This is a genomic window from Pseudomonas sp. S2_F07 (genome assembly GCF_054668325.1).
This window is the reverse complement of the sequence record NZ_CP162758.1, coordinates 4,167,318-4,187,809: the sequence shown is the minus strand read 5'-3', so window position 1 is coordinate 4,187,809 and position 20,492 is coordinate 4,167,318. Positions and strand designations below refer to the sequence as shown.

The following is a 20,492-nucleotide window of genomic DNA, read 5'->3' as shown; positions in this document are numbered from 1 at the left end:
GAGCTGCCGCATAACCAGCAACAGATACACAGCAGGGATGTAGAAAATGACTGACGCCGCTCAACCAGACGTCGAAACCGCAGAGCTTTTTACCGAACAAGAAATCAGAACTTTCAGCTTTGATATTCCGCAGTCAACGTTGCTTCACACATTCGCCGAAGAACTGGCCGCCATCGGTGGGCCACAGGCACCGGGAGCCAAGTCCAAAGCCGCTTTGGCGGCTATTGAATTGAAGTTCTCGTTCTCGAAAGACCAATGCGAACTGTTGAGTGCCTATTCCGATGGCCTTATTTCCGTATTGATCTTTGATGGGTTGCAAAAAATCTCAGACGCCAGCCCTCCAGATGAATTACCAGATCAGACTTCCCTGGAAAACCGAAGCGACGTCCTTTGCCTGGCCGCCCGCAATCAGATCCTATTGAAACTGGTAGATAACAGGGCCTTTGCCTACGACATGGACAATGACGGAAAACTGGTTCGACTGGTGGCCAACTTCAAGGGCGGCGGACTGACCAGAATCCCTGCAGAGCCGGACATCAAAGAATTGAGCTCCCACTCCGGCCTGGCGCTAGGCCCACACACAGAGGCGCCCTACCGGTGCGCCATAAACGCGAAAGACGGACACTCACCCTCGCCGTCGTCGCTGATACTCTCAGCTTTGTGGAACCCGAGCCTGGAACCGACACGAGTCATTCCACTGCCTCCCATACTCGAAAAAATCGGCATAACCAACTGCCTCGCGCTGACTACGGGGAGCTTTCAGTTCACCCGCAGTGACTCCTTTGTCAGAGGCAAGGGAGAGGATGGTCACAATGTTTCAATTCTGGAATTCGATGACAACGTCGGGTTCGCGGCCCGTTTCAACTCATACCGATTTTCGGTAAACGGCAATGCCTCACGTTTCGTCAAAACGGCCTATGCCGCCCTATGCCAGGGTGTGCGCGAAGCAACGCCAATCGAATACACGCTGACGCAAGAGTCCGCCTTGCTCATCAATAACGTTCGGGCGCTGCACGGACGGGACATCATCCAAGACAACAGACGGGTGCTAGTTCGCATTTTTGGCCTGTCGAAATTTTCGTCTCCTATCGTTATTTCAGAAGACCCGCTGAGGCTGCAGGGCTGACTTTTGGATGACTTGCCAGTAACTGTAAAAGAGGAATCGGAATGTCTTGGGATGTAATTAGCCTATTAGCGCTCGTCGCATTTTGCGCCGGCTTTTTTGATGCAATAGCAGGTGGCGGAGGATTAATAACCTTGCCTGCACTGTTTCTGGCTGGGGTGGATCCCATCAGTGCGATTGCCACGAACAAGTTCCAGGCCGCTTCGGCAACCGTTTCGGCAACGGTAACCTTTGCTCGCAAAGGAATGATCGAGTGGCGCGAAGGTCGCTTCCTGGTTGTCTGCGGATTTATTGGCGGCGCCAGTGGAGCCTTGCTGGTCAGCTCTATTGATAAGCGCTACCTGGAAGTTTGCGTACCTATCATGCTGATTCTGGTAGCCATCTATTTTGCGCTTTCTCCAAAGCTGGCCAATGAAGATCGACGCAAGAGAATTGGCATTCTGCTTTTTTCGTTTAGCGTTGCGCCGATTCTGGGCTTCTACGACGGTATATTTGGCCCCGGTGTAGGCTCTTTCTTTATCGTCGGATTCGTACTGCTCTGCGGCCTGGGCATGATGCGGGCCATGAGCTTTACCAAACTTGCCAACGCCTCATGTAATCTCGGTTCTCTGTCGGTCTTTATCACCAAAGGTGTGATTATCTGGCCGGTAGCCATAGCCATGGCTTTGGCGGCCTTCGTCGGTGCTCAATTGGGTGCACGGGCCGCTGTCCGGGTTGGACCACGGTTGATCAAACCTATGTTGATCGTGGTCTGCTGCGCGTTGGCCATCAAACTGCTGAGCGTAGAAACCAACCCTTTACGCGTTGCACTCATCCAGACATTGGCGTCGTTATGATCATCACGTCGAAAATGATCGGCGCCCAAGACGGGTCTGTACGCCGTTCATGACACCACATACAAGAAACCCTGAATTACAGGATCCAGGGTCTGATTGCGCTTCTTGATTTACAGACTCTCGCTAACTCGCATCATTCCAGTGGAAAACCAGATTACGGGCTGCACCACTGCCAACATCGGCAACGTCCTGCCGTGTTTCGCCGTTATGCGTCGCAATGACCGTGTATTTACCGGCCGGCAGTTTCACGTAGACCAGCGGGCCGGCGCCATTGAGCGTCAACACGGTCTGCCCCGGGGCTTTCTGAATAACCACATTCACGTCTGGAGTGTATTCATTTCCCGTCCCGACAGAGAATGTCATGTGCAGGTTATAGCCGGTGGTCTGCTGGATGGCCTTGGACTCATCCTCGCCGATACCGCCCGACAGGTAGGTGATGCCGTTTTGTTCCTGGCTTTGCACCTGCACCCCCTGGCTGTCGATGGGCTCAAGGCTGGCGGCAGGTGTCATCGCTGGATACATCAGCATGCCTACAGCGGTGAGGGGCAACAGGAGTGTATGGAGGTATTTCATGATGACGACTCCCGGGTTCTGCAGAACCCAATCGTTACACTCTTTGGATTTCCAGCCGGAGGGAGGGGTTTAGATTGATTTGGCCTGAGTACGAAACGTACTACGCCATTTGCTCCTCAACCCTCGCTTGCCATCAGACCCGTCCTGCCGGACAACCCGGTATTTCCTGTCTGTTTTTCAGTAATCCCCGGCATCTTCGAAAGGTGCACACTTGTCATTCTCTTTCGCTGTTCAACCTGCTGCGGAAGACTTCATGACAACCCTCACCCCCAACGACACTCACGACCCACATCTGGCATCACTGCTTGGCAACCTTGGTAAATTGATCCATCAGGCACGTCAGAAAGTGCTTCGGGCGGTCGATACCGTGCAAGTGCAAACCTGCTGGCAGATTGGCCGGCACATTGTTGAGTTCGAACAGAACGGCGCGCGACGGGCCAGGTATGGCAAAGAGTTACTATCGACCTTGGCCAAAGTGCTAACTGCGGAGTTCGGAAAGGGATTTGACGCGTCCAACCTTCGGTATATGCGTCTGTTCTATCAAGCCTTTCCAATTCGTGACGCACTGCGTCACGAATTGAGCTGGACCCACTACCGCCACCTGCTTCGGGTCGACAACGACAGCGCTCGTCTCTGGTACATGAACGAATCAGCCACCCAAAACTGGTCAAGCCGAGCGCTGGAGCGCCAGATCAATACGCTGTACTACGAACGCCTGCTGGCGAGTCGCGATCGCGGCAGCGTCAAGCAGGAGGCCGCCACCCACATTCAAAACATGAAGGCCAGCCCTCGGGATTTCATCCGTGATCCGGTGGTACTGGAGTTTCTTGGTTTACCCAATGCCGGCAAGCTTCAGGAAAGCGAGATCGAACAAGCGCTGATCGAACAATTGCTGGCCAGCAAGTACAAGCTTGTCCTGCCGAGTGAAGAGGAACTGCGTGATGCACTGGATCGGGAGCGAGCGGCACTTGAAGAGCGCTTGACCAATCAACAACCGCGTTGAGGCGAACGGATTGTCCATCAACGGCATCAAGACTATCGTTGGCAGCTACCCGCAAAGGACTGACGCCGATGAATTTGCAGGACACGCCTCCACTGGCCCCCACGCGCATCGAGCTGCCGCGGCCGGATACCATCCCTGGCAAGCCGTTCAAGGAAACCGCCGCGGACGGTTTCATCCTCGGTGGCTTCACCTGGCGACACGCCTCTCAAGACGCCGCTCGTCCGGTAGTGATCATCAATGCCGCCACGTCAGTCCGTTGCCGGCATTACTCACGTTTTGCCGACTATCTGTTCGCCCACGGCTTCGATGTCATCACCTATGACTACCGCGGCATCGGCGAGTCGCGTCCGGCATCGCTCAAGGGGCTTCAAGCCTCGTGGACCGATTGGGGAGCGCTGGATTTCGAAGCGATGCTCAAGCGCGCACAGCGTGAGTTCCCGGGGCAGCCTGTCGATGTGGTCGGCCACAGCTTTGGCGGCTGTGCAGCGGGCCTGGGGGCGTCCGGGCACCTGATCCGGCGCCTGGTGACGGTCGGTGCGCAATTCGCCTACTGGCGCGACTATGCGCCGACCCATCGCTGGCGCATGTTCGGCAAGTGGCATGTGCTGATGCCACTGGTGACGATGATCTACGGCTACTTTCCGGGCAAACGCCTTGGCTGGCTGGAAGACACACCTGCTGGCGTGGTCCGTGACTGGAGTCTCTCCACTGCCCGTTACGAGAAACGCGCCAGCGGCCGCACAATCAGCAAAACCACCGGGCAGTTGCCCTTTGCCAACGTCACCGCGCAAACCCTGGCCATCAGCATCAGCGACGATCCCTACGGCACGGTCCCTGCCATCGAGCGCCTGCTTGGCTACTTCACCGGCAGCTCAAACTCTCACCTGCGCATCCATCCCGAAGACATCGGCGAAGAAGAAGTCGGACATTTCGCCTTTTTTCGTAGCGCATACCAAGCCACACTATGGCCCATTGCATTGGCCTGGCTGCAAAACGGCGAACTGGCCCCCGATACCCCCGGGCGGCGAGTGCCACGCAGTTAGGGGGCGTTCTCAATTAGTTTTCACGCCGCGCCGGGTTTGCTGACGGGAAAACTAATTGAGAACGCCCCCTAGGCCCTTTGCCCCTTCAACGAATACGGAACGACGCCCATGGCCTCCGCCAACAAGCAGCAAAAACGCGCCTCCCGCGCCAAGGCCAAGGCCAAGCAGAACCGCACCCAGCGGGCTGCCGCGCCGGTGGAACTGGACCCGAACGACGATCGCATCGACTTCGAGTCGGTGGACCTGACCGACATGTTCAAAGAGATGATCGACGCACAAAAGATCAGCCAGCAGGCCATGTGCGCGGCCTTTCTGGAACATCCGCTTATCGCACTGGTACTGGAGCAGGAAGGCGAGGAAACAGCGACAGACTTCATCCTCGCTGCTCTGATCGAATATCGCCAATGGTCGGCCGAAACCGACGAAGCCGGCGCCCTGGCGTGGATCGAATCACCGGCCTTTCAGGCCGACTACGTGGCGGCGTCCGACGCCATTGCCGCGCAAACCCAACAGAAACCGAACTGAGTTCCCATGGCCTCCCTGAACAAGCAACAGAAACGCGCCAAGCGCGCAAAAGCCAAAGCCAAGCAGATCCGCATGGTCGGCAGAAAATCCATCGTGGATCAGGACCTGCCCGATTTCGGCGAGCCAATCCCGGAATACACCCTGGCGATGTTCAGCAAAATGCGTGACGCCGAAGCGGTCAGCCGCAGCGAAATGCTCTCGGTATTGCTGACGGACCTCGCCTTTATCATCATCGACCATCCAGAACTGCTGGACATGGAAAACGCCGACGACGAAGGCATGGCCGCCACCCACCTGGCCGCCGACATGCTGATCGACTACCGCATGTGGGCCGACGGCATGGACCGCGACGCCGCCCAGGCATGGCTGAGCGAGCCACAGTTCATCGCCGATTTCGGCGCTGCACTGGATGTCTACCGCGAGTCGCTGGAAGCGCCGGAAGAAAAAGCCGAGTAAGGGTTACGCCCAAACAAAAAAGGCCGCTTTTGTCATCACTGACAGCGGCCTTTTTGGCTCTGATCGAGCGCATTCCTTCCGTCAGGCACCACGTATATCCCGTTGACATATCCAACACAAAACCTATCCTTTGGACTCATCGCACCAGCAAAAGCGCAGGAGGTCCAAATGGAACAGACAACCCTTTTCATGAGCAATCGAAGCCAGGCCGTTCGCCTGCCGAAAGCTGTAGCCATGCCAAGCGACGTGAAACGAGTCGACGTCGTCGCCGTAGGTCGAAGCCGAATCATCACGCCCGCCGGTGAAACCTGGGACAGTTGGTTCGATGGCGAAAGCATCACGGCAGACTTCATGACCGATCGCGAGCAACCCGCCGATCAGGAGCGTGAGTCGTTCTGATGATCAAGTACATGCTCGATACCAACATCTGCATCTTCACCATCAAGAACAAACCACAGGTGGTACGGGAGGCGTTCAACCGTCATCACGGCCAACTGTGCATCAGTGCGGTTACGCTGATGGAGCTGATCTACGGCGCGGAAAAATCAGCAGCGCCCGAAAAAAACCTGGCGGTCATCGAGGGCTTCGCCGCCCGACTTGAAGTCCTGCCCTTCGACAACGAAGCAGCAGCACACACCGGAATGATTCGATCCGAGCTGGCAAAGGCAGGCAAACCCATAGACCCGTACGACCAGATGATCGCGGGGCACGCACGCTCACGCGGGTTTATCGTGGTCACCAACAACCTGCGGGAGTTTGAGCGAGTTCCAGGGTTACGCGTAGAAGACTGGGCTCATGTCGACTGAACACAGGACAATCGACAGAAACAAAAACGGCCGCTCGTCATCACTGACAGCGGCCGTTTTGCATTACGCGGTATGAATCAGTTCAGCACTACCGCGCCGCGTTTTTCCAGCTTGCGGCGGCGAGCCACCAGCAAGCCGGTCGCTACCACCAGGGCACTGAGCAAGCCGGTCGCAAGAATTTCCACGCGATGGGCATCCTGGAACAGCATGATGGTCAGGGCCGCGACGATGAAGACGATCACCGCGTAGGTCAGGCCCGGGAACAACCACATGCTGAAGGCGATTTTCTCGCCGCGCGCGATACGCTGCTTACGCATGCGCAGTTGCGAAATCGCAATCACCAGGTACACCAGCAGTGCGATGGCACCGGAGCTGGCCAGCAGGAATTCGAACACCGCAGCCGGAGCCACGTAGTTGGCGAATGTTGCCAGGAACGCGGCACCGGTGGACAGCATCACCGCCCAGTAAGGCGTGCCACTGTTGTTGGTGCGCGTGGACATCGCCGGCGCATCGCCGCGCTTGCCCAGGGAAAACATCATGCGCGACGACGTGTAGAGCGCCGAGTTCAGGCAGCTGGTCACGGCAACCAGTACCACAATGTCGACGATCATCTTGGCGTTCGGGATGCCCATGCGTTCAAGCACAGTCTGGTAAGAACCAACGCTGGCCAGGATCGGGTCGTTCCATGGCACCAGGGCCACAACGATGAAGATCGACACGAGGTAGAACAAGCCGATCCGCCAGATCACCGAGTTGGTGGCCTTGGAGATTTGCTTGCCCGGATCTTTCGATTCGGCGGCCGCGATGGTCACGATCTCGGTGCCCATGAAGGAGAACATGGTGGTCAGGATCGCACCCAACACTGCGCCCATGCCGTTTGGCAGGAAGCCCTGGGTGTCGAACAGGTGCGAAACACCGCTGACCTGGCTGCCCGGCAGGAAGCCGAAGATCGCCATGAGGCCCAGAACAATGAAACCAATGATGGCCAGCACTTTGATCAGGGCGAACCAGAACTCGAACTCACCGTAGTTCTTTACGCTGAACAGGTTGGTCACAGTCAGCAACATCGTGATGACCAGGGCGAAGGCCCAGATGTCCACGCCAGGGAACCAGGCATGCAGGATGGTCGCAGCGGCGTTGGCTTCCAGCGGAATTACCAGCACCCAGAACCACCAGTAGAGCCAGCCGATGGTGAAACCGGCCCAGTGACCGATCGCACGGTCGGCGTAAGTCGAAAACGAACCGGTGTCCGGCGAGGCAACGGCCATTTCGCCGAGCATGCGCATCACCAGCACCACCAACATACCGGCGGCGGCGTAAGCCAACAGAACAGCCGGACCTGCAGCGGCGATGGCGTGACCCGAGCCAACGAACAAGCCGGCGCCGATAACCCCGGCAATCGACAGCATGGTCACGTGGCGCGGTTTGAGCCCCTGTTCGAGGCCACTAGAGCTTTGGGTACTGCTCATTAAAACTACCTTTGTAAGGAGAAGCGAATGCGTGCATCCCGTTCGGCGAACCTTCTCGTAAAAAGAAGCCAACAGGGCGTTCTGGATTCTGCACGCAATAATTGCGCCAAAATATTTCAAAACCCTCTAACCCGGCGATCTCACCCCGACCGGACAGTCATCGCAACCCATTGAATTCAATGGCACTTTGCCAGAACGTTACCCTGCCACCCACTTTGTGGGGTGAATCAGCGCACCGGAAACACACCTGAAAATGGCTCCGCGCACATTAAAAGTGCACAAGCGGTGCATTTGGCCGGATAGCGCTTCCAACACCCTGCCAAAGCTGGCAACATCGCGCCTTTTTTTGCGGCAGCCACCGCGCCTTTTATCGACAGGCAAGGTTCAAACGGCTGTTCGGTTGTTGATGGGGCGACAGTCTGCTGCGCCGATGCGACAACCTGCCACGCACCAGCCGTTTACCGTCCGTAGCGCTGTTGGCTGCCATTGAAACGCTATGCTAGGTTGGCCGCCTCGCCAGGAAGGCCGCCAACAGCAGGAGCGCAACATATATGAGGAACGCACATGGCTGAGGCCACGCCCGCGCTTGAAATCCGCAACTTGCACAAACGCTATGGTTCGCTGGAGGTGCTCAAAGGCATCTCGCTGACCGCCCGCGACGGCGACGTGATCTCGATCCTGGGTTCCTCCGGCTCCGGCAAGTCCACGTTCCTGCGGTGCATCAACCTGCTGGAAAATCCGCACCAAGGCCAGATCCTGGTCGCCGGCGAAGAACTCAAGCTCAAGGCCGCGAAGAACGGTGAACTGGTGGCCGCCGACGGCAAGCAGATCAATCGCCTGCGCAGCGAAATCGGTTTTGTATTTCAAAACTTTAATCTGTGGCCGCACATGAGCGTGCTCGACAACATCATCGAAGCCCCGCGCCGCGTACTCGGCCAGAGCAAGGCCGAAGCCATCGAAGTGGCCGAAGCCCTGCTGGCCAAGGTCGGTATCGCCGACAAGCGCCACGCGTACCCGGCGCAGTTGTCCGGCGGCCAGCAACAACGGGCGGCCATCGCCCGCACCCTGGCCATGCAGCCCAAGGTCATCCTGTTCGACGAGCCGACCTCGGCGCTTGACCCGGAAATGGTCCAGGAAGTACTTAATGTCATCCGCGCGCTGGCCGAAGAAGGCCGCACCATGCTGCTCGTAACCCACGAAATGGGCTTCGCCCGTCAGGTCTCCAGCGAAGTGGTGTTCCTCCACCAGGGCCTGGTAGAAGAGCAAGGATCGCCACAGCAGGTGTTCGAAAACCCGCTTTCGGCGCGCTGCAAACAATTCATGTCCAGCAACCGCTAACGGAGCTACCCACATGCAGAACTACAAAAAGGTCTTCCTGGCTGCCGCCGTCACCCTGGCGTTCAGCGCCGGTGCCATGGCCGAAACCCTGAAGATGGGCATCGAAGCGGCTTACCCGCCGTTCAACAATAAAGATGCCAGTGGCAATGTCGTCGGCTTCGACAAAGAGATCGGCGACGCCCTGTGCGCCAAGATGAAAGTCGAGTGCACCGTCGTGACCTCCGACTGGGACGGCATCATCCCGGCCCTGAACGCCAAGAAGTTCGACTTCCTGATCTCCTCGATGTCGATCACCGACGAGCGCAAGCAAGCGGTGGACTTCACCGACCCGTACTACTCCAACAAGCTGCAGTTCATCGCCAAGAAAGACATCGACTTCAAAACCGACAAGGCGGCGCTCAAAGGCAAGATCATCGGCGCCCAGCGCGCGACCCTGGCCGGCACCTTCCTGGAAGACAACTATGGTGACGACATCACCATCAAGCTCTACGACACCCAGGAAAACGCCTACCTCGACCTGACTTCCGGCCGCCTGGACGGCATCCTGGCCGACAAGTACGTCAACTACGAATGGCTGAAAAGCGACGCTGGCCGTAGCTACGAGTTCAAGGGCGACCCGGTGGAAGAAAGCGACAAGATCGGTATTGCCGTGCGCAAGAAGGACCCGATCCGCGAGAAGCTGAACACCGCGCTCAAAGAAATCGTCGCTGACGGCACCTACAAGAAGATCAACGACAAGTACTTCCCGTTCAGCATCTATTGATACTGACCTGCCTGACCGGCGCCTGATGGCGCCGGTTCTCGGCCTTGCCTGCCGCGATTTGAAAAGAAATCCATGATTATCGACCTCTACGGATTCGGCCCGGCGCTCGCCGCTGGCGCGCTGATGACTGTGAAACTGGCACTCTCGGCCCTGTGCCTGGGGCTGGTACTCGGTCTGCTCGGCGCCTTGGCCAAGACCTCCCCGTACAAGCCGCTGCAATGGCTTGGCGGCACTTACTCGACCCTGGTTCGCGGCATCCCGGAATTGCTCTGGGTGCTGTTGATCTACTTCGGCACGGTCAACCTGATGCGTGCCTTGGGCGAGTTCTTCGGCAACCCCGACCTTGAACTCAACGCCTTCGCCGCCGGCGTGATTGCGCTGGGCCTGTGCTTCGGCGCCTACGCCACGGAAGTGTTTCGCGGCGCGATCCTCGCCATTCCCAAAGGCCATCGTGAAGCCGGCGTGGCCCTGGGCCTGTCGAAGTGGCGCATCTTCACCAAACTGATCATGCCGCAGATGTGGCGCATCGCCCTGCCCGGCCTGGGCAATCTGTTCATGATCCTGATGAAGGACACCGCGCTGGTGTCGGTGATCGGCCTGGAAGAAATCATGCGTCACGCGCAAATCGGCGTGACCGTCTCCAAACAGCCGTTCACCTTCTATATGGTGGCCGCGTTCATGTACCTGAGCCTGACGGTGCTGGCGATGACCGGCATGCACTTGCTGGAAAAACGTGCCGCTCGCGGCTTCGCGAGGAGCACCCAATGAACTGGGAAGTCATCATCAAGTGGCTGCCGAAACTGGCCCAAGGCGCAACCCTGACCCTCGAACTGGTGGCCATCGCCGTGATCGCCGGTTTGCTGCTGGCCATCCCACTGGGCATCGCCCGCTCGTCGCGCCTGTGGTGGGTGCGGGCATTTCCCTACGGCTACATTTTCTTTTTCCGTGGCACGCCGTTGCTGGTCCAGCTGTTCCTGGTCTACTACGGCCTGGCGCAGTTCGACGCGGTCCGTAACAGTTCGATGTGGCCGTACCTGCGCGATCCGTTCTGGTGCGCCACGGCAACCATGACCCTGCACACCGCGGCCTACATTGCGGAAATCCTGCGGGGCGCCATCCAGGCGATTCCACCGGGCGAGATCGAAGCGGCACGGGCGCTGGGCATGTCCAGGCCCAAGGCACTGTTCTACATCATCCTGCCGCGCGCCGCGCGCATCGGCCTGCCGGCCTACAGCAACGAAGTGATCCTGATGCTCAAGGCCAGCGCCCTGGCCAGCACCGTGACCCTGCTGGAACTGACCGGCATGGCCCGCACCATCATTGCCCGGACCTACCTGCCGGTGGAGATCTTCTTCGCCGCGGGCATGTTCTACCTGGTAATGGCTTACGTGCTGGTGCGTGGCTTCAAGCTGCTGGAGCGCTGGTTGCGCGTCGATGCCTGCCAAGGGCGTTGATACCGGCGTGTTGACGGGCGAGGCCCTGCTCGCCCGTTTCACCGCGCTGGATGCTTTTCTGACAGAGCATCAGGCACTGTGGAAACCTCGGCCGTTCACTCATCTACAGCTGCCTTGGGAAGCGTCCTACCCGGAGCTGGCCGCATGGCTACGCGAGCGAACGCTGGAAAACGCGGAAAACGCTCACAACCAACCCGCCCTCCTGAATGCACCCGAACCCTTTGCTTGCCTGGCAACAATGTCCGTTGCCTTGAGTGCCGTGGATGAATTGCCCGCGCGCATGCTCGAAGCGGCCGGCCATCGATTGAACGTCGATGTACCGGGGCGCAAATGGCAGCAGATCGAAGCCTTCGCCAGTCGCTTGCAGTTTTCCGAGGCACCGCAGCATTGGCTGGACTGGTGCTCAGGCAAGGGACATCTGGGCCGCCGCCTGCTGCAACCGGGGCAACAACTGACATGCCTGGAATACGACCCGGCACTGGTCACCAGCGGCCAGGCACTCAGCCAGCGCCATCACCTGCATGCGCTGCATATCGAACAGGATGTGCTCGCGGCAGACGCCGCTTGTCTACTGCGTGCGTATCACACGCCCGTCGCGCTTCACGCCTGTGGTGATTTGCATGTGCGGTTGATTCAACTCGCCAGCGCCACAGGCTGCAAACAGCTCGCCATTGCACCGTGCTGCTACAACCGAATCAGTCTTGCCCAATACTCGCCGATTTCCTCGGCCGCCAATGGCTCCGGCCTACAGCTTTCCCTCGACGACCTCGCGCTGCCCATGAGCGAAACCGTTACCGCCGGTACCCGCGTGCGACGTCAACGCGACACCTCCATGGCCCGGCGCCTGGGCTTCGACTTGCTGCAACGGCAACTGCGCGGCCTGGACGAGTACCTGCCAACCCCTTCCCTGCCCAGCGCCTGGCTGGACAAACCCTTCGCCGATTACTGCCATCACCTGGCCGCACTCAAAGAGTTATCCACAATCGGCCCGCAAAATTGGCCAGCCCTCGAAGCCGCCGGTTGGCAACGACTGGCCGAAGTGCGCAACCTTGAACTACTGCGCGGACTTTTCCGACGCCCGCTGGAGCTTTGGCTGGTCCTTGATCGGGCACTTTTCCTCGCCGAGCGGGGCTACAGCGTCCGCGTCGGCACCTTCTGCGAAACCCCGCTCACGCCGCGTAATTTCCTGCTCCTGGCCGAACGCGCCTAAACGCATCCGACCTGTGGATAACTCTGTTGATGGAATTATCGTGGATCCAATATCCATGCAGGTTTCAGGACTAAATCCACACTGTTCATTTTTTGTACACCCGAATAAAAAATCGAAAAAACAGGTATTTGCGGACAAATGAGAACAGATCCACAAATTCGGCCTAAACCCGGTGCGCTGCCAATCGCATTGTGCATAAGCATTTAATCAAAACGACATAAACGCCTAATCCCGGACCGTAGACAGGGGAAATTGCACCCTTTCATTACTCTTGATATACACACACGCAAGGGCGCCGGCAGCGCGGCCACAAACAAGAACATTCCTCCGACAGGATGCCCCAGTGACGTTCATTTCATACGCACAGAATTTCGAAGACATACGCCTGTGGCGCGCCCTCAAAACCGTTGAGAACGGCTTCTACATCGACGTCGGGGCAAACCACCCCACCCATGACTCAGTCACCAAGGCGTTCTATGACCATGGCTGGACCGGCATCAACGTCGAACCGATGCCCAACTACTACGAAGCCCTGTGCCAGCAACGTCCCAAAGACACCAACCTGCAATGCGCGGCCGGGGAAAGTGCTGACGACCTGACCTTCTACGGCATCGCCGGCACCGGCCTCTCGACCCTCGATCCGACCATGGCGAAATTGCACAAAGACGCCGGCATGGACGTGCGCAGCCAAACGATCAAGTCCCGCACCCTGAGCTCCATCTGCGAAGAACACGCCCGGGACCGCGATATCCATTTCCTGAAAATCGACGTCGAAGGCCACGAAGAAACCGTCCTGCGCGGCATGGACTTCAGCCAATGGCGGCCATGGGTGATCCTCATCGAAACCCCCTGGGCCCGCGACCAGACTTGGGAAACCCTGGTCACCGACGCCGGCTACCACTCCATCCTGTTCGACGGCATCAACACCTACTACCTCGCCGAAGAACACCTGAACCTCAAACCCGCCTTCGACATCCCGCCTTGCAACCTGGACGAGTTCCAGTTCTGCAAAGGCCACAACTTCAGCCACCCCGTCAGCGACGCCGAACACCAACTCGCCGCCGCCCTGCAACGCGCCGAACAGGCCGAAGCACAGCTGCGCGCGATGCAAAACAGTCGAGCCTGGCAAGCCATCCAGAAACTCAAGAAAACCCTGCTGCGCACCTGACCTGAAGCTCGTGCAAAAATAGTCAGAATTCAGGGGTTTACAGAAGCCAGCCAATCGCTATAATCGTCGCCCTGACACGCCGGTATAGCTCAGATGGTAGAGCAACTGACTTGTAATCAGTAGGTCCCGGGTTCGATTCCTGGTGCCGGCACCATACAAAACAAAGCCCTCGTAGAAATACGAGGGCTTTGTTGTTTCTGGGGGGTGGAAACTCCCCTAGAAGCGGCCACATTGCTGCGATAAGACCAACAACGCCTTATCTCCGTATACAAACCAAACATTGCCCGCGCGCTTACCCGTTACAATTTCACGTCAGCGCGACGTTGACGGGCTCTTACACCTACCTATAATGCACCCCAACACACCCGCCAAGCCTAGGTTGACCCAGTCAGCAAGCTCAAATCGTGCGGGTTTTTTTTGTCTGGAGAAAACTACATGAGGCCCTTCGACAAGCCGGCCCTCAGCGTAGAACAGCAATTGGAACTGCTAAAGCAACGAGGCCTGCACGTCGCCAACGACGATCGGGCCATGCGCTTTCTCGAAGTGGTCACGCTGTTTCGCCTGAGCCCTTACATGCGCCCCTTCCAGGAGCCAGACCCTGAACACACCTTCAAGCCCGGTAGCACTCTGAAAGCAGTCGTCGACATCTACCGCTTCGATGGTTCGTTGCGACGCATAACCATGGATGCCATCGAACGTGTCGAAGTCGCCATACGAGCGACTATCAGCAATCACATGTGCCCTAAGTATGGGCCTGACTGGATAGCTGACGCGTCAGTCTTCTCCTCGTCATATTCACATTCTGATCTTCTGCGTCCCCTGCGAGATCATCTGAGCAAGGAACGGAACAAACTTGGACGTGAGATTGATCGCATAAAAAAGAGCCGTCAGGCTGATGGGGTCCAGCAACAGCGGATTGAAAATCGCATGCGCGATAACTATTTTCGATTCTACGGGTCGACTTATGCCCATCCTGAGTTGCCGCCCGCCTGGGCTGTTCTGGAAGAGCTCAGCCTTGGCACGGTATCTACCCTCTTCAATGCCATAGGCAAAAGCGTCGACAAGAAAGCGATCGCTAGCAGATTCAATCTGCCCTTCGAAGTATTGGCCTCCTGGCTCCACACCCTGACCTTCATTCGAAACTGCTGCGCCCACCACTCACGACTATGGAACCGAGAGCTCTCGATTCGACCATCCTTACCCAAAGAATGGGCCATCCCAAATGCGCCTGCCGACCGGCCTCAACCCAAGCAGCGGCTATACATCGTATTGACGATGCTGGCCTATCTAACCGACTTGATCAGTCCAGACAGCCAGTGGAAATTTCGCCTGGCCGAAATAGTGGATCAGCAGGAACTGGGTTATTTGAGACTCATGGGATTTCCAAATGATTGGAAACGTCAGCAGCAATGGTGTTTGGAGTAAGGAAGCCAGAAATAGACCACGATTAATTTCCTACGATCACTCAAGCCGAAAATCGTGGTCTGCCCCCATCGAGTCCATGAATCCGCTCACCCAGTCGACGACAACATCACCGCCCCGAAAAAAAAGCCGTGGCGCATTCAAACATGGGTAAGCCTGTGAAATCACCGCACCCTTCCACGCGGGTCCATCCAAGCGGAACTGCAATGCCGCCCTGCTTGGATGGACCTCACTTAAAAAATCTAAAGCCCACCAAACTGTCTGTGGGAAACCACTCATTTCCGCCGGGGGATAATTTCATCCACAACCGCAGAACCCCCGATAATTCGAGCCTTGACCCGAATTATCCACAGGCGTAGAAAAGATCGGGCAAAGCGCTGTCGTTGACAGCAACCCAGGTAGCCAGAACCTTTAAGGCTACGCCACACGGTGGTGGTTCTCCCGAAGTGCGATTAGCGTCCGGTGGCTCGCACGGTCACAGCGATGTGATGGATGCCTACTTTTACCAGTATGCCCACTGCGGCAACTCATCCCCTTTCATAGCTGCCCTGCAGCAACCTATCCGCTTGGCCATTTCCTTGCGCCAACCTGCGCCCGTCTCTTTCTCCCGGAAAGAGACGGGCGTTCCTGTCGCTGCTGCAGCCCAGCTCGTACAAGGCTTTGCGGCATTCCCCCTCGTGACAATCGACGTGACAAACACCGAAGTCACCAGCAACAGCGATGCCGATGATGGTGCCGCAGACCAGGGGAATGGACTGCACCTGACTGACAGTCAGGTATGCCCCGGTCATCGCATCGCTGCTTTCACCCGGCTCAGGATCTTCAGGCGTTGGTCTCGTCAGCCAGTGCTGCCTCCACCCGCCCACTTCTTCGGAAGTGCTCAGGAGGCCAGATCATGAGATGCCCAAGCTCCCGGTCGTAAGGAGCCGCCAGTCCCGCGTTAGTGGACAACCCTCACAGGTCGCAGGGGCCTTGATCCCTGATAACACTCAGCATTCTTGGCGGGATGACGTGGGGAAGGTTTTAAAAGTTTTGGCTTCGAGAGGAGTTCGATCATGGCACTGGTAGGTAAACGTGACGGGCGCAATTTTGGCTATGGTCGGCAACTGAGCTATGCCGGGCCGCAAGCGCTACGAGATCTGTTTGGCGACGGGCATTACGGGACCGTCAAAGCACACAGTGATCGGTGGCAAGCATTTGTACGATGGTGTCGATCAAAAGATGGACCGGGGTTCAACGATGCGCGGCAAATTGATCGGCAGACCTTGCAGGACTACGCCGGGCACCTCCGAAATCAAGTTGAACAAGGCGAGCTGGCCATCGCCACTGCACAAAACCGACTGTCTAGTGTGAATCGGACCATGGCCGCGCTTCGCGGTGATCAGTATGTAAAAGTACCGAGTCCGAGCAAAGAGCTGGGAATGCAGCGCACCACGGTCCGCTCAGCGATACCGCAAGGTCAGGATCGTGAACAGGTGATACGCATTATCGACGCGCTTCGCGAACAGCATCCCCGTGCCGCCGCTATTACACAGTTGGCAAGAGCCACCGGAATGCGCTTGCGAGAGGCTATCTTGGCCGACCTTGTACGCCTAAAACGTGAGGCAAACCAATTCGGCAGGATCAACATCCAGGATGGCACCAAAGGTGGGCGCTCGGGTGCGCCGGCACATCGATGGATTACGGTAGATGATCATATTCGTGACGCGCTGAGGTTTGCCGAACAAGTCTCGCCCGACGGTAGCCGCAACCTGTTAGCTCCGCACGAAAGCTTTCGCGACTTCAGGCAGTGCGTCGTTCGGCCTGCCCGGGACATCCTCCATACGCACAACCTTAAAGGGTTTCACGAATTGCGGGCGGCCTATGCGTGCGAACGCTATGAGCAGCTCTCCCACCATCAAGCGCCGATCAACGGAGGCAGATGCTACCAGCTCGACCCGCGTCTCGATCAGGAAACCAGAACCAAAATCAGCTATGAACTGGGCCACGGCAGGGTCGACATTGTGTCAGCTTATATCGGCGGTAGGACGTGAGTAAGCCATTCGACATCGAGCTTTTCCTGGCTGCCGTCCTGACCGGATCGCATGCCACACGCGAGCGTCATATACGCCAGGCAAAGATCATTCAAGCGGCGATCTCTGATCGCTGGCAACGAGACAATCCTTGGACCTGGCAACGAAAGCATCTCGTCTGGTTTTTCGACATTCATCTAGCCCAGCACTCCCCCTACACACGGGCCTACTATCTGGTTACCGCGCATTTGGTTTGCAAAAGGGCCGGAAAGACCTGGACGTTACGTACCATCAAATTGTCTGCTCTAGACCCATAGCTTGTGGGAATGATAGTCAGTCAAAACAAGGAGAAACGACCTTGTGGATTTCCGCCCCACCCCAAGAGAGCCAACCATCACGCGAAAGCCTTCGTGGGAAAAGCACTGACGCTTACGCATAGATAGTTTTCCCAAATTGGGATATTGACAGCCTTATCTAATCCGAGCATTATCCTCCCAAATCGGGAAGAAAAAATATGCGACTCATCGGACGTGAAAAGCTAGCCAGCTTGAAAGGCATCGGCAGCGAAATTGAGAAGTGGGTGCGAACCTGGGCGTCTGAGGTCATGAGCGCTCACTGGAAGCATCCCACTGAAGTGAGCAGCCAATTCCCAAATGCCAAAAACACTGGCAATGGTACGTTTTTATTCCCTGTATGTAATGGCGGCTTAACGATACAACTGTTAATCGTCTTCCCGCAGGGTGTAGCCCTTATTACAGATCTAAAAGTTAGCGAAGACACCCATGGACACTAAGGTTATCCGGACAGACGAACAGTACCGAGCATACCTTGAAGAAGTTCAGGTACTGATGGCCAAAAATCCATCCCTTTACACTACTGATAGTGACAGACTTGAAGTACTCACTGTCCTACTTGAAGCCTACGAAAATAGTAAGTACCCAGTTGAGCCGCCAGATCCAATTGATGCAATTCTCTTTCGCATGCAAGAAAAGGGATTGAAGCAGGCAGACCTCGTTCCCTACTTCGGTACCAGCAGTCGGGTTTCAGAAGTTTTAAATAGAAAAAGACCTTTAACCGTTCAAATGATTCGAGCGTTATCACTTGGACTGGGCATATCTGCAGAAACTCTTATAGGTTTATCAACCCCTGATAACGAGCAAACAAAACAAGATATAGATTGGTCGAAATTTCCAATTAAAGAAATGACACGTAGGGGATGGCTGCAAAACTTTTCATTTCAAGCAAAAACTTCGGTTGAAGATATTGTTAAACATTTCATCTCAGACGCAGGATTACAGTTCGGAGCCGCAGCATTTCGAAGAACGCTTTCGGGAGAAGCAAAATCTCCAACAACCCAATACTCCCTTTATGCTTGGCTAGCTAGAGTAATACAATCCGCACGTATAAGAAAACCAAAACTTGGCCCGTTCAACAGTGAAAATATTTCCAGCAATTTTTTAAGAGAGCTCGCACAACTTAGCTGGTCGGAACGCGGCCCGCTACTTGCTGTAGAGTATTTGGAAAGGCAAGGAATAGCAGTAGTAATTGAGCCTCACCTTAAAGGCACTCAATTGGACGGTGCAGCTCTGAAAGATAATGATGGCACTCCAATTGTCGCGTTAACACTGAGATACGATAGGCTAGACAACTTCTGGTTCACGCTGCTTCATGAGGTCGCCCATATTTGGAAGCATGTAGGGAATGAAGATGCCTTTTTAGACGATCTTAATACAGAGTCGGAGGATCGGCGTGAGGCGGAAGCCAATCGATTGGCGCGAGAGGCATTTATTCCTAGAGGAATCTGGAGAAGAAGTGATGCCTTTATCTCCCCAAATAGAGAAAACATAGAGGCATTAGCAAGAGAGCTTAGAATCCATCCAGCTATAATTGCCGGTAGATTGAGGAAAGAATCTGGAAATTATAGTAGCTTTCCAGATTTGACAGGGCAGCACCAAGTAAAATCGTTGTTTTTATCCACAGCTGATTACGAGGTTTTCAAATGACCCCTCGATACATACCTGTTCTCAAAGCAATGGATAGCGAATTCAAAGCAGTTGCTCAAATGAGCAAGATAACTGCCGACCGAACTTGTCCTTTGTTTGAAATCCCACGTATCGGCAAGAACATTACTGAAGCAAAGCGTTTTGAAGGATGCGCTCATCTGACCACAGCGTACCTAAACGAAGTGACTGATAGGATTGCCGCTGTATGGAAAGGCAGAACATCGATGGTCGATGCCTTCCATTGGCAACCAGACGCGACTGTAGAGTCTGGAGAGCATATCGTCCAATATATTTATGGCAGACTCACTGCGCTCGGAGTTAATATCCGTCCAATAATCGGATATGACCGCTGGGAAAACCAAGCTTATCGATTGGCACTACAAAACTTAGATCCAGAACTTTTACATCAATCCTGTATACGCCTTGATCTTCAAGCCTTAGAGGACACCGAAGAGCCAGAGTTTTTCGAAGAGAACATTGAGTCTATCTTAGACGGTTTGTCACTTGAACCAAGCAACTGCTCTTGCCTAATTGATTTTGGCGACGTGACCGGTTGGTCCGTTGTAGACATGCTGGATAAGGTAGATTCAATTCTTTCTATCCTTGAAAAATACGCATTCAGCTACATTGCTGTATCAGGATGCTCACTGCCTAAATCAATTGATCTAGCTGTAAAGAAACCCGATACATCAGATATCATTCCACGCAAAGAAATGTTGGTATGGCAAGCGATCCGTCAAAGCAATCCGAAATTGCGGATCATCTATAGTGACTATGGTGTACGAGGTCCGTCGAGTAACGAAGGCATTCGAAACCCTCACGCTAATGGAAAAATCAGATATACGATCGATAAGCACTTTTTCATAGTTCGCGGTCACTCCATGAAGCTTCCTGGAAAAGGTCAACAAATGTGGGGGCTCGCCAAAACTGTTGTTGAGTCTAGATACTATATGGGGGAAACCTTTAGCTGGGGTGATAACCGTATTTTAGAATGCAGCAAGAAAGAGTGTATGGGGGGTCACCCACAATGGATTACCAATGACACTAGCCACCATCTGGCCTATGTGATGGCCGAAGTTAACAACTTTGAGCTATCCGTTATTGGTTCAAGTTTAGAAGAAAGCGAATTGAGCTCTTGAAGTAATTTCCAAGATAATTAGCTTCTGGACCAATATATCAAAAGGGGGTATGGGATGCCCCCCAGCAGTACGTCCGGACTCGATGAGTCCGGATCTAATAAAATCGTCACCCAAGGATTTTCAGCTTGTAACTGCGTCTAAAGCCTTGT

Annotated in this window: 21 protein-coding genes and 1 tRNA gene; 20 read left to right on the top strand and 2 right to left on the bottom strand. The window is 55.7% G+C overall.

Annotated features, from left to right (window positions below; genetic code table 11):
• Positions 1 to 46 precede the first annotated feature (46 nt).
• Positions 47 to 1,126 carry a hypothetical protein gene (locus AB4O40_RS19025; RefSeq protein ID WP_460053653.1) on the top strand — a complete coding sequence of 360 codons (1,080 nt, stop codon included), beginning with the start codon at positions 47 to 49 and terminating at the stop codon, positions 1,124 to 1,126.
• A gap of 41 nt (positions 1,127 to 1,167) precedes the next feature.
• Positions 1,168 to 1,959, top strand: a complete 792-nt coding sequence (locus AB4O40_RS19020) for a TSUP family transporter (RefSeq protein WP_409079115.1) — start codon at positions 1,168 to 1,170, stop codon at positions 1,957 to 1,959.
• A 123-nt stretch (positions 1,960 to 2,082) separates the two neighbouring features.
• Here AB4O40_RS19020 and AB4O40_RS19015 read toward each other — a convergent pair whose 3' ends face one another.
• Positions 2,083 to 2,532, bottom strand: coding sequence for a carboxypeptidase regulatory-like domain-containing protein (locus AB4O40_RS19015; protein WP_409079114.1), 450 nt, complete (start codon positions 2,530 to 2,532; stop codon positions 2,083 to 2,085).
• A gap of 253 nt (positions 2,533 to 2,785) precedes the next feature.
• Here AB4O40_RS19015 and AB4O40_RS19010 point away from each other — a divergent pair, with 253 nt between their 5' ends.
• From AB4O40_RS19010 to vapC, 6 genes are all read left to right on the top strand, one after another.
• Complete coding sequence (locus AB4O40_RS19010) at positions 2,786 to 3,535, top strand: DUF1016 N-terminal domain-containing protein (RefSeq protein WP_460053654.1); 750 nt, start codon at positions 2,786 to 2,788, stop codon at positions 3,533 to 3,535.
• Between the two features lie 68 nt (positions 3,536 to 3,603).
• Entirely contained in the window at positions 3,604 to 4,578 is a 975-nt protein-coding gene (locus AB4O40_RS19005; RefSeq protein ID WP_409079112.1) for an alpha/beta hydrolase family protein, read from the top strand.
• A 108-nt stretch (positions 4,579 to 4,686) separates the two neighbouring features.
• Positions 4,687 to 5,103, top strand: coding sequence for a hypothetical protein (locus AB4O40_RS19000; RefSeq protein ID WP_008046520.1), 417 nt, complete (start codon positions 4,687 to 4,689; stop codon positions 5,101 to 5,103).
• A 6-nt stretch (positions 5,104 to 5,109) separates the two neighbouring features.
• A complete protein-coding gene (locus tag AB4O40_RS18995) occupies positions 5,110 to 5,559 on the top strand; it encodes a hypothetical protein (RefSeq protein WP_056725825.1) in 450 nt (149 codons plus the stop codon).
• A 168-nt stretch (positions 5,560 to 5,727) separates the two neighbouring features.
• Entirely contained in the window at positions 5,728 to 5,958 is a 231-nt protein-coding gene (vapB, locus tag AB4O40_RS18990; RefSeq protein WP_056725827.1) for a type II toxin-antitoxin system VapB family antitoxin, read from the top strand.
• A complete protein-coding gene (vapC, locus tag AB4O40_RS18985; protein ID WP_056725829.1) occupies positions 5,958 to 6,365 on the top strand; it encodes a type II toxin-antitoxin system tRNA(fMet)-specific endonuclease VapC in 408 nt (135 codons plus the stop codon). Before vapB ends, vapC begins: the two co-directional genes overlap by 1 nt.
• 77 nt (positions 6,366 to 6,442) lie before the next feature.
• On the opposite strand, the gene gabP is transcribed toward vapC, so the two are convergent.
• Positions 6,443 to 7,834 carry a GABA permease gene (gabP, locus tag AB4O40_RS18980; RefSeq protein ID WP_460053657.1) on the bottom strand — a complete coding sequence of 464 codons (1,392 nt, stop codon included), beginning with the start codon at positions 7,832 to 7,834 and terminating at the stop codon, positions 6,443 to 6,445.
• Between the two features lie 564 nt (positions 7,835 to 8,398).
• Between gabP and AB4O40_RS18975 the strand changes: the two genes are divergently transcribed.
• The 12 genes from AB4O40_RS18975 (at position 8,399) to AB4O40_RS18920 (ending at position 20,343) form a co-directional block, all read left to right on the top strand.
• A complete protein-coding gene (locus AB4O40_RS18975; protein WP_007972784.1) occupies positions 8,399 to 9,172 on the top strand; it encodes an ABC transporter ATP-binding protein in 774 nt (257 codons plus the stop codon).
• 13 nt (positions 9,173 to 9,185) lie between these two features.
• The gene (locus AB4O40_RS18970; protein WP_015093061.1) at positions 9,186 to 9,935 is read left to right on the top strand and encodes an ABC transporter substrate-binding protein; all 750 of its coding nucleotides are present in this window, start codon (positions 9,186 to 9,188) and stop codon (positions 9,933 to 9,935) included.
• Positions 9,936 to 10,007: 72 nt separating this feature from the next.
• Positions 10,008 to 10,703 (top strand): ABC transporter permease, encoded by a 696-nt coding sequence (locus AB4O40_RS18965; RefSeq protein WP_056725834.1) that lies wholly within the window; start codon positions 10,008 to 10,010, stop codon positions 10,701 to 10,703.
• Positions 10,700 to 11,389 (top strand): ABC transporter permease, encoded by a 690-nt coding sequence (locus tag AB4O40_RS18960; RefSeq protein ID WP_056725836.1) that lies wholly within the window; start codon positions 10,700 to 10,702, stop codon positions 11,387 to 11,389. Before AB4O40_RS18965 ends, AB4O40_RS18960 begins: the two co-directional genes overlap by 4 nt.
• A complete protein-coding gene (locus AB4O40_RS18955) occupies positions 11,370 to 12,599 on the top strand; it encodes a methyltransferase (protein WP_460053660.1) in 1,230 nt (409 codons plus the stop codon). Before AB4O40_RS18960 ends, AB4O40_RS18955 begins: the two co-directional genes overlap by 20 nt.
• Before the next feature lie 343 nt (positions 12,600 to 12,942).
• The gene (locus tag AB4O40_RS18950; RefSeq protein WP_460053662.1) at positions 12,943 to 13,767 is read left to right on the top strand and encodes an FkbM family methyltransferase; all 825 of its coding nucleotides are present in this window, start codon (positions 12,943 to 12,945) and stop codon (positions 13,765 to 13,767) included.
• A gap of 78 nt (positions 13,768 to 13,845) precedes the next feature.
• Positions 13,846 to 13,921 (top strand) — tRNA-Thr (locus AB4O40_RS18945).
• Positions 13,922 to 14,202: 281 nt separating this feature from the next.
• Positions 14,203 to 15,192 (top strand): Abi family protein, encoded by a 990-nt coding sequence (locus AB4O40_RS18940; RefSeq protein WP_223541969.1) that lies wholly within the window; start codon positions 14,203 to 14,205, stop codon positions 15,190 to 15,192.
• Between the two features lie 1,052 nt (positions 15,193 to 16,244).
• Complete coding sequence (locus tag AB4O40_RS18935) at positions 16,245 to 17,222, top strand: integrase domain-containing protein (protein WP_460053664.1); 978 nt, start codon at positions 16,245 to 16,247, stop codon at positions 17,220 to 17,222.
• A gap of 493 nt (positions 17,223 to 17,715) precedes the next feature.
• Positions 17,716 to 17,994 (top strand): type II toxin-antitoxin system HigB family toxin, encoded by a 279-nt coding sequence (locus AB4O40_RS18930; RefSeq protein WP_058418254.1) that lies wholly within the window; start codon positions 17,716 to 17,718, stop codon positions 17,992 to 17,994.
• Positions 17,984 to 19,204, top strand: a complete 1,221-nt coding sequence (locus tag AB4O40_RS18925; protein ID WP_460053665.1) for an ImmA/IrrE family metallo-endopeptidase — start codon at positions 17,984 to 17,986, stop codon at positions 19,202 to 19,204. The genes AB4O40_RS18930 and AB4O40_RS18925 overlap by 11 nt, the downstream gene beginning before the upstream one ends.
• A complete protein-coding gene (locus AB4O40_RS18920; RefSeq protein ID WP_112196101.1) occupies positions 19,201 to 20,343 on the top strand; it encodes a beta family protein in 1,143 nt (380 codons plus the stop codon). The genes AB4O40_RS18925 and AB4O40_RS18920 overlap by 4 nt, the downstream gene beginning before the upstream one ends.
• Positions 20,344 to 20,492 lie beyond the last annotated feature (149 nt).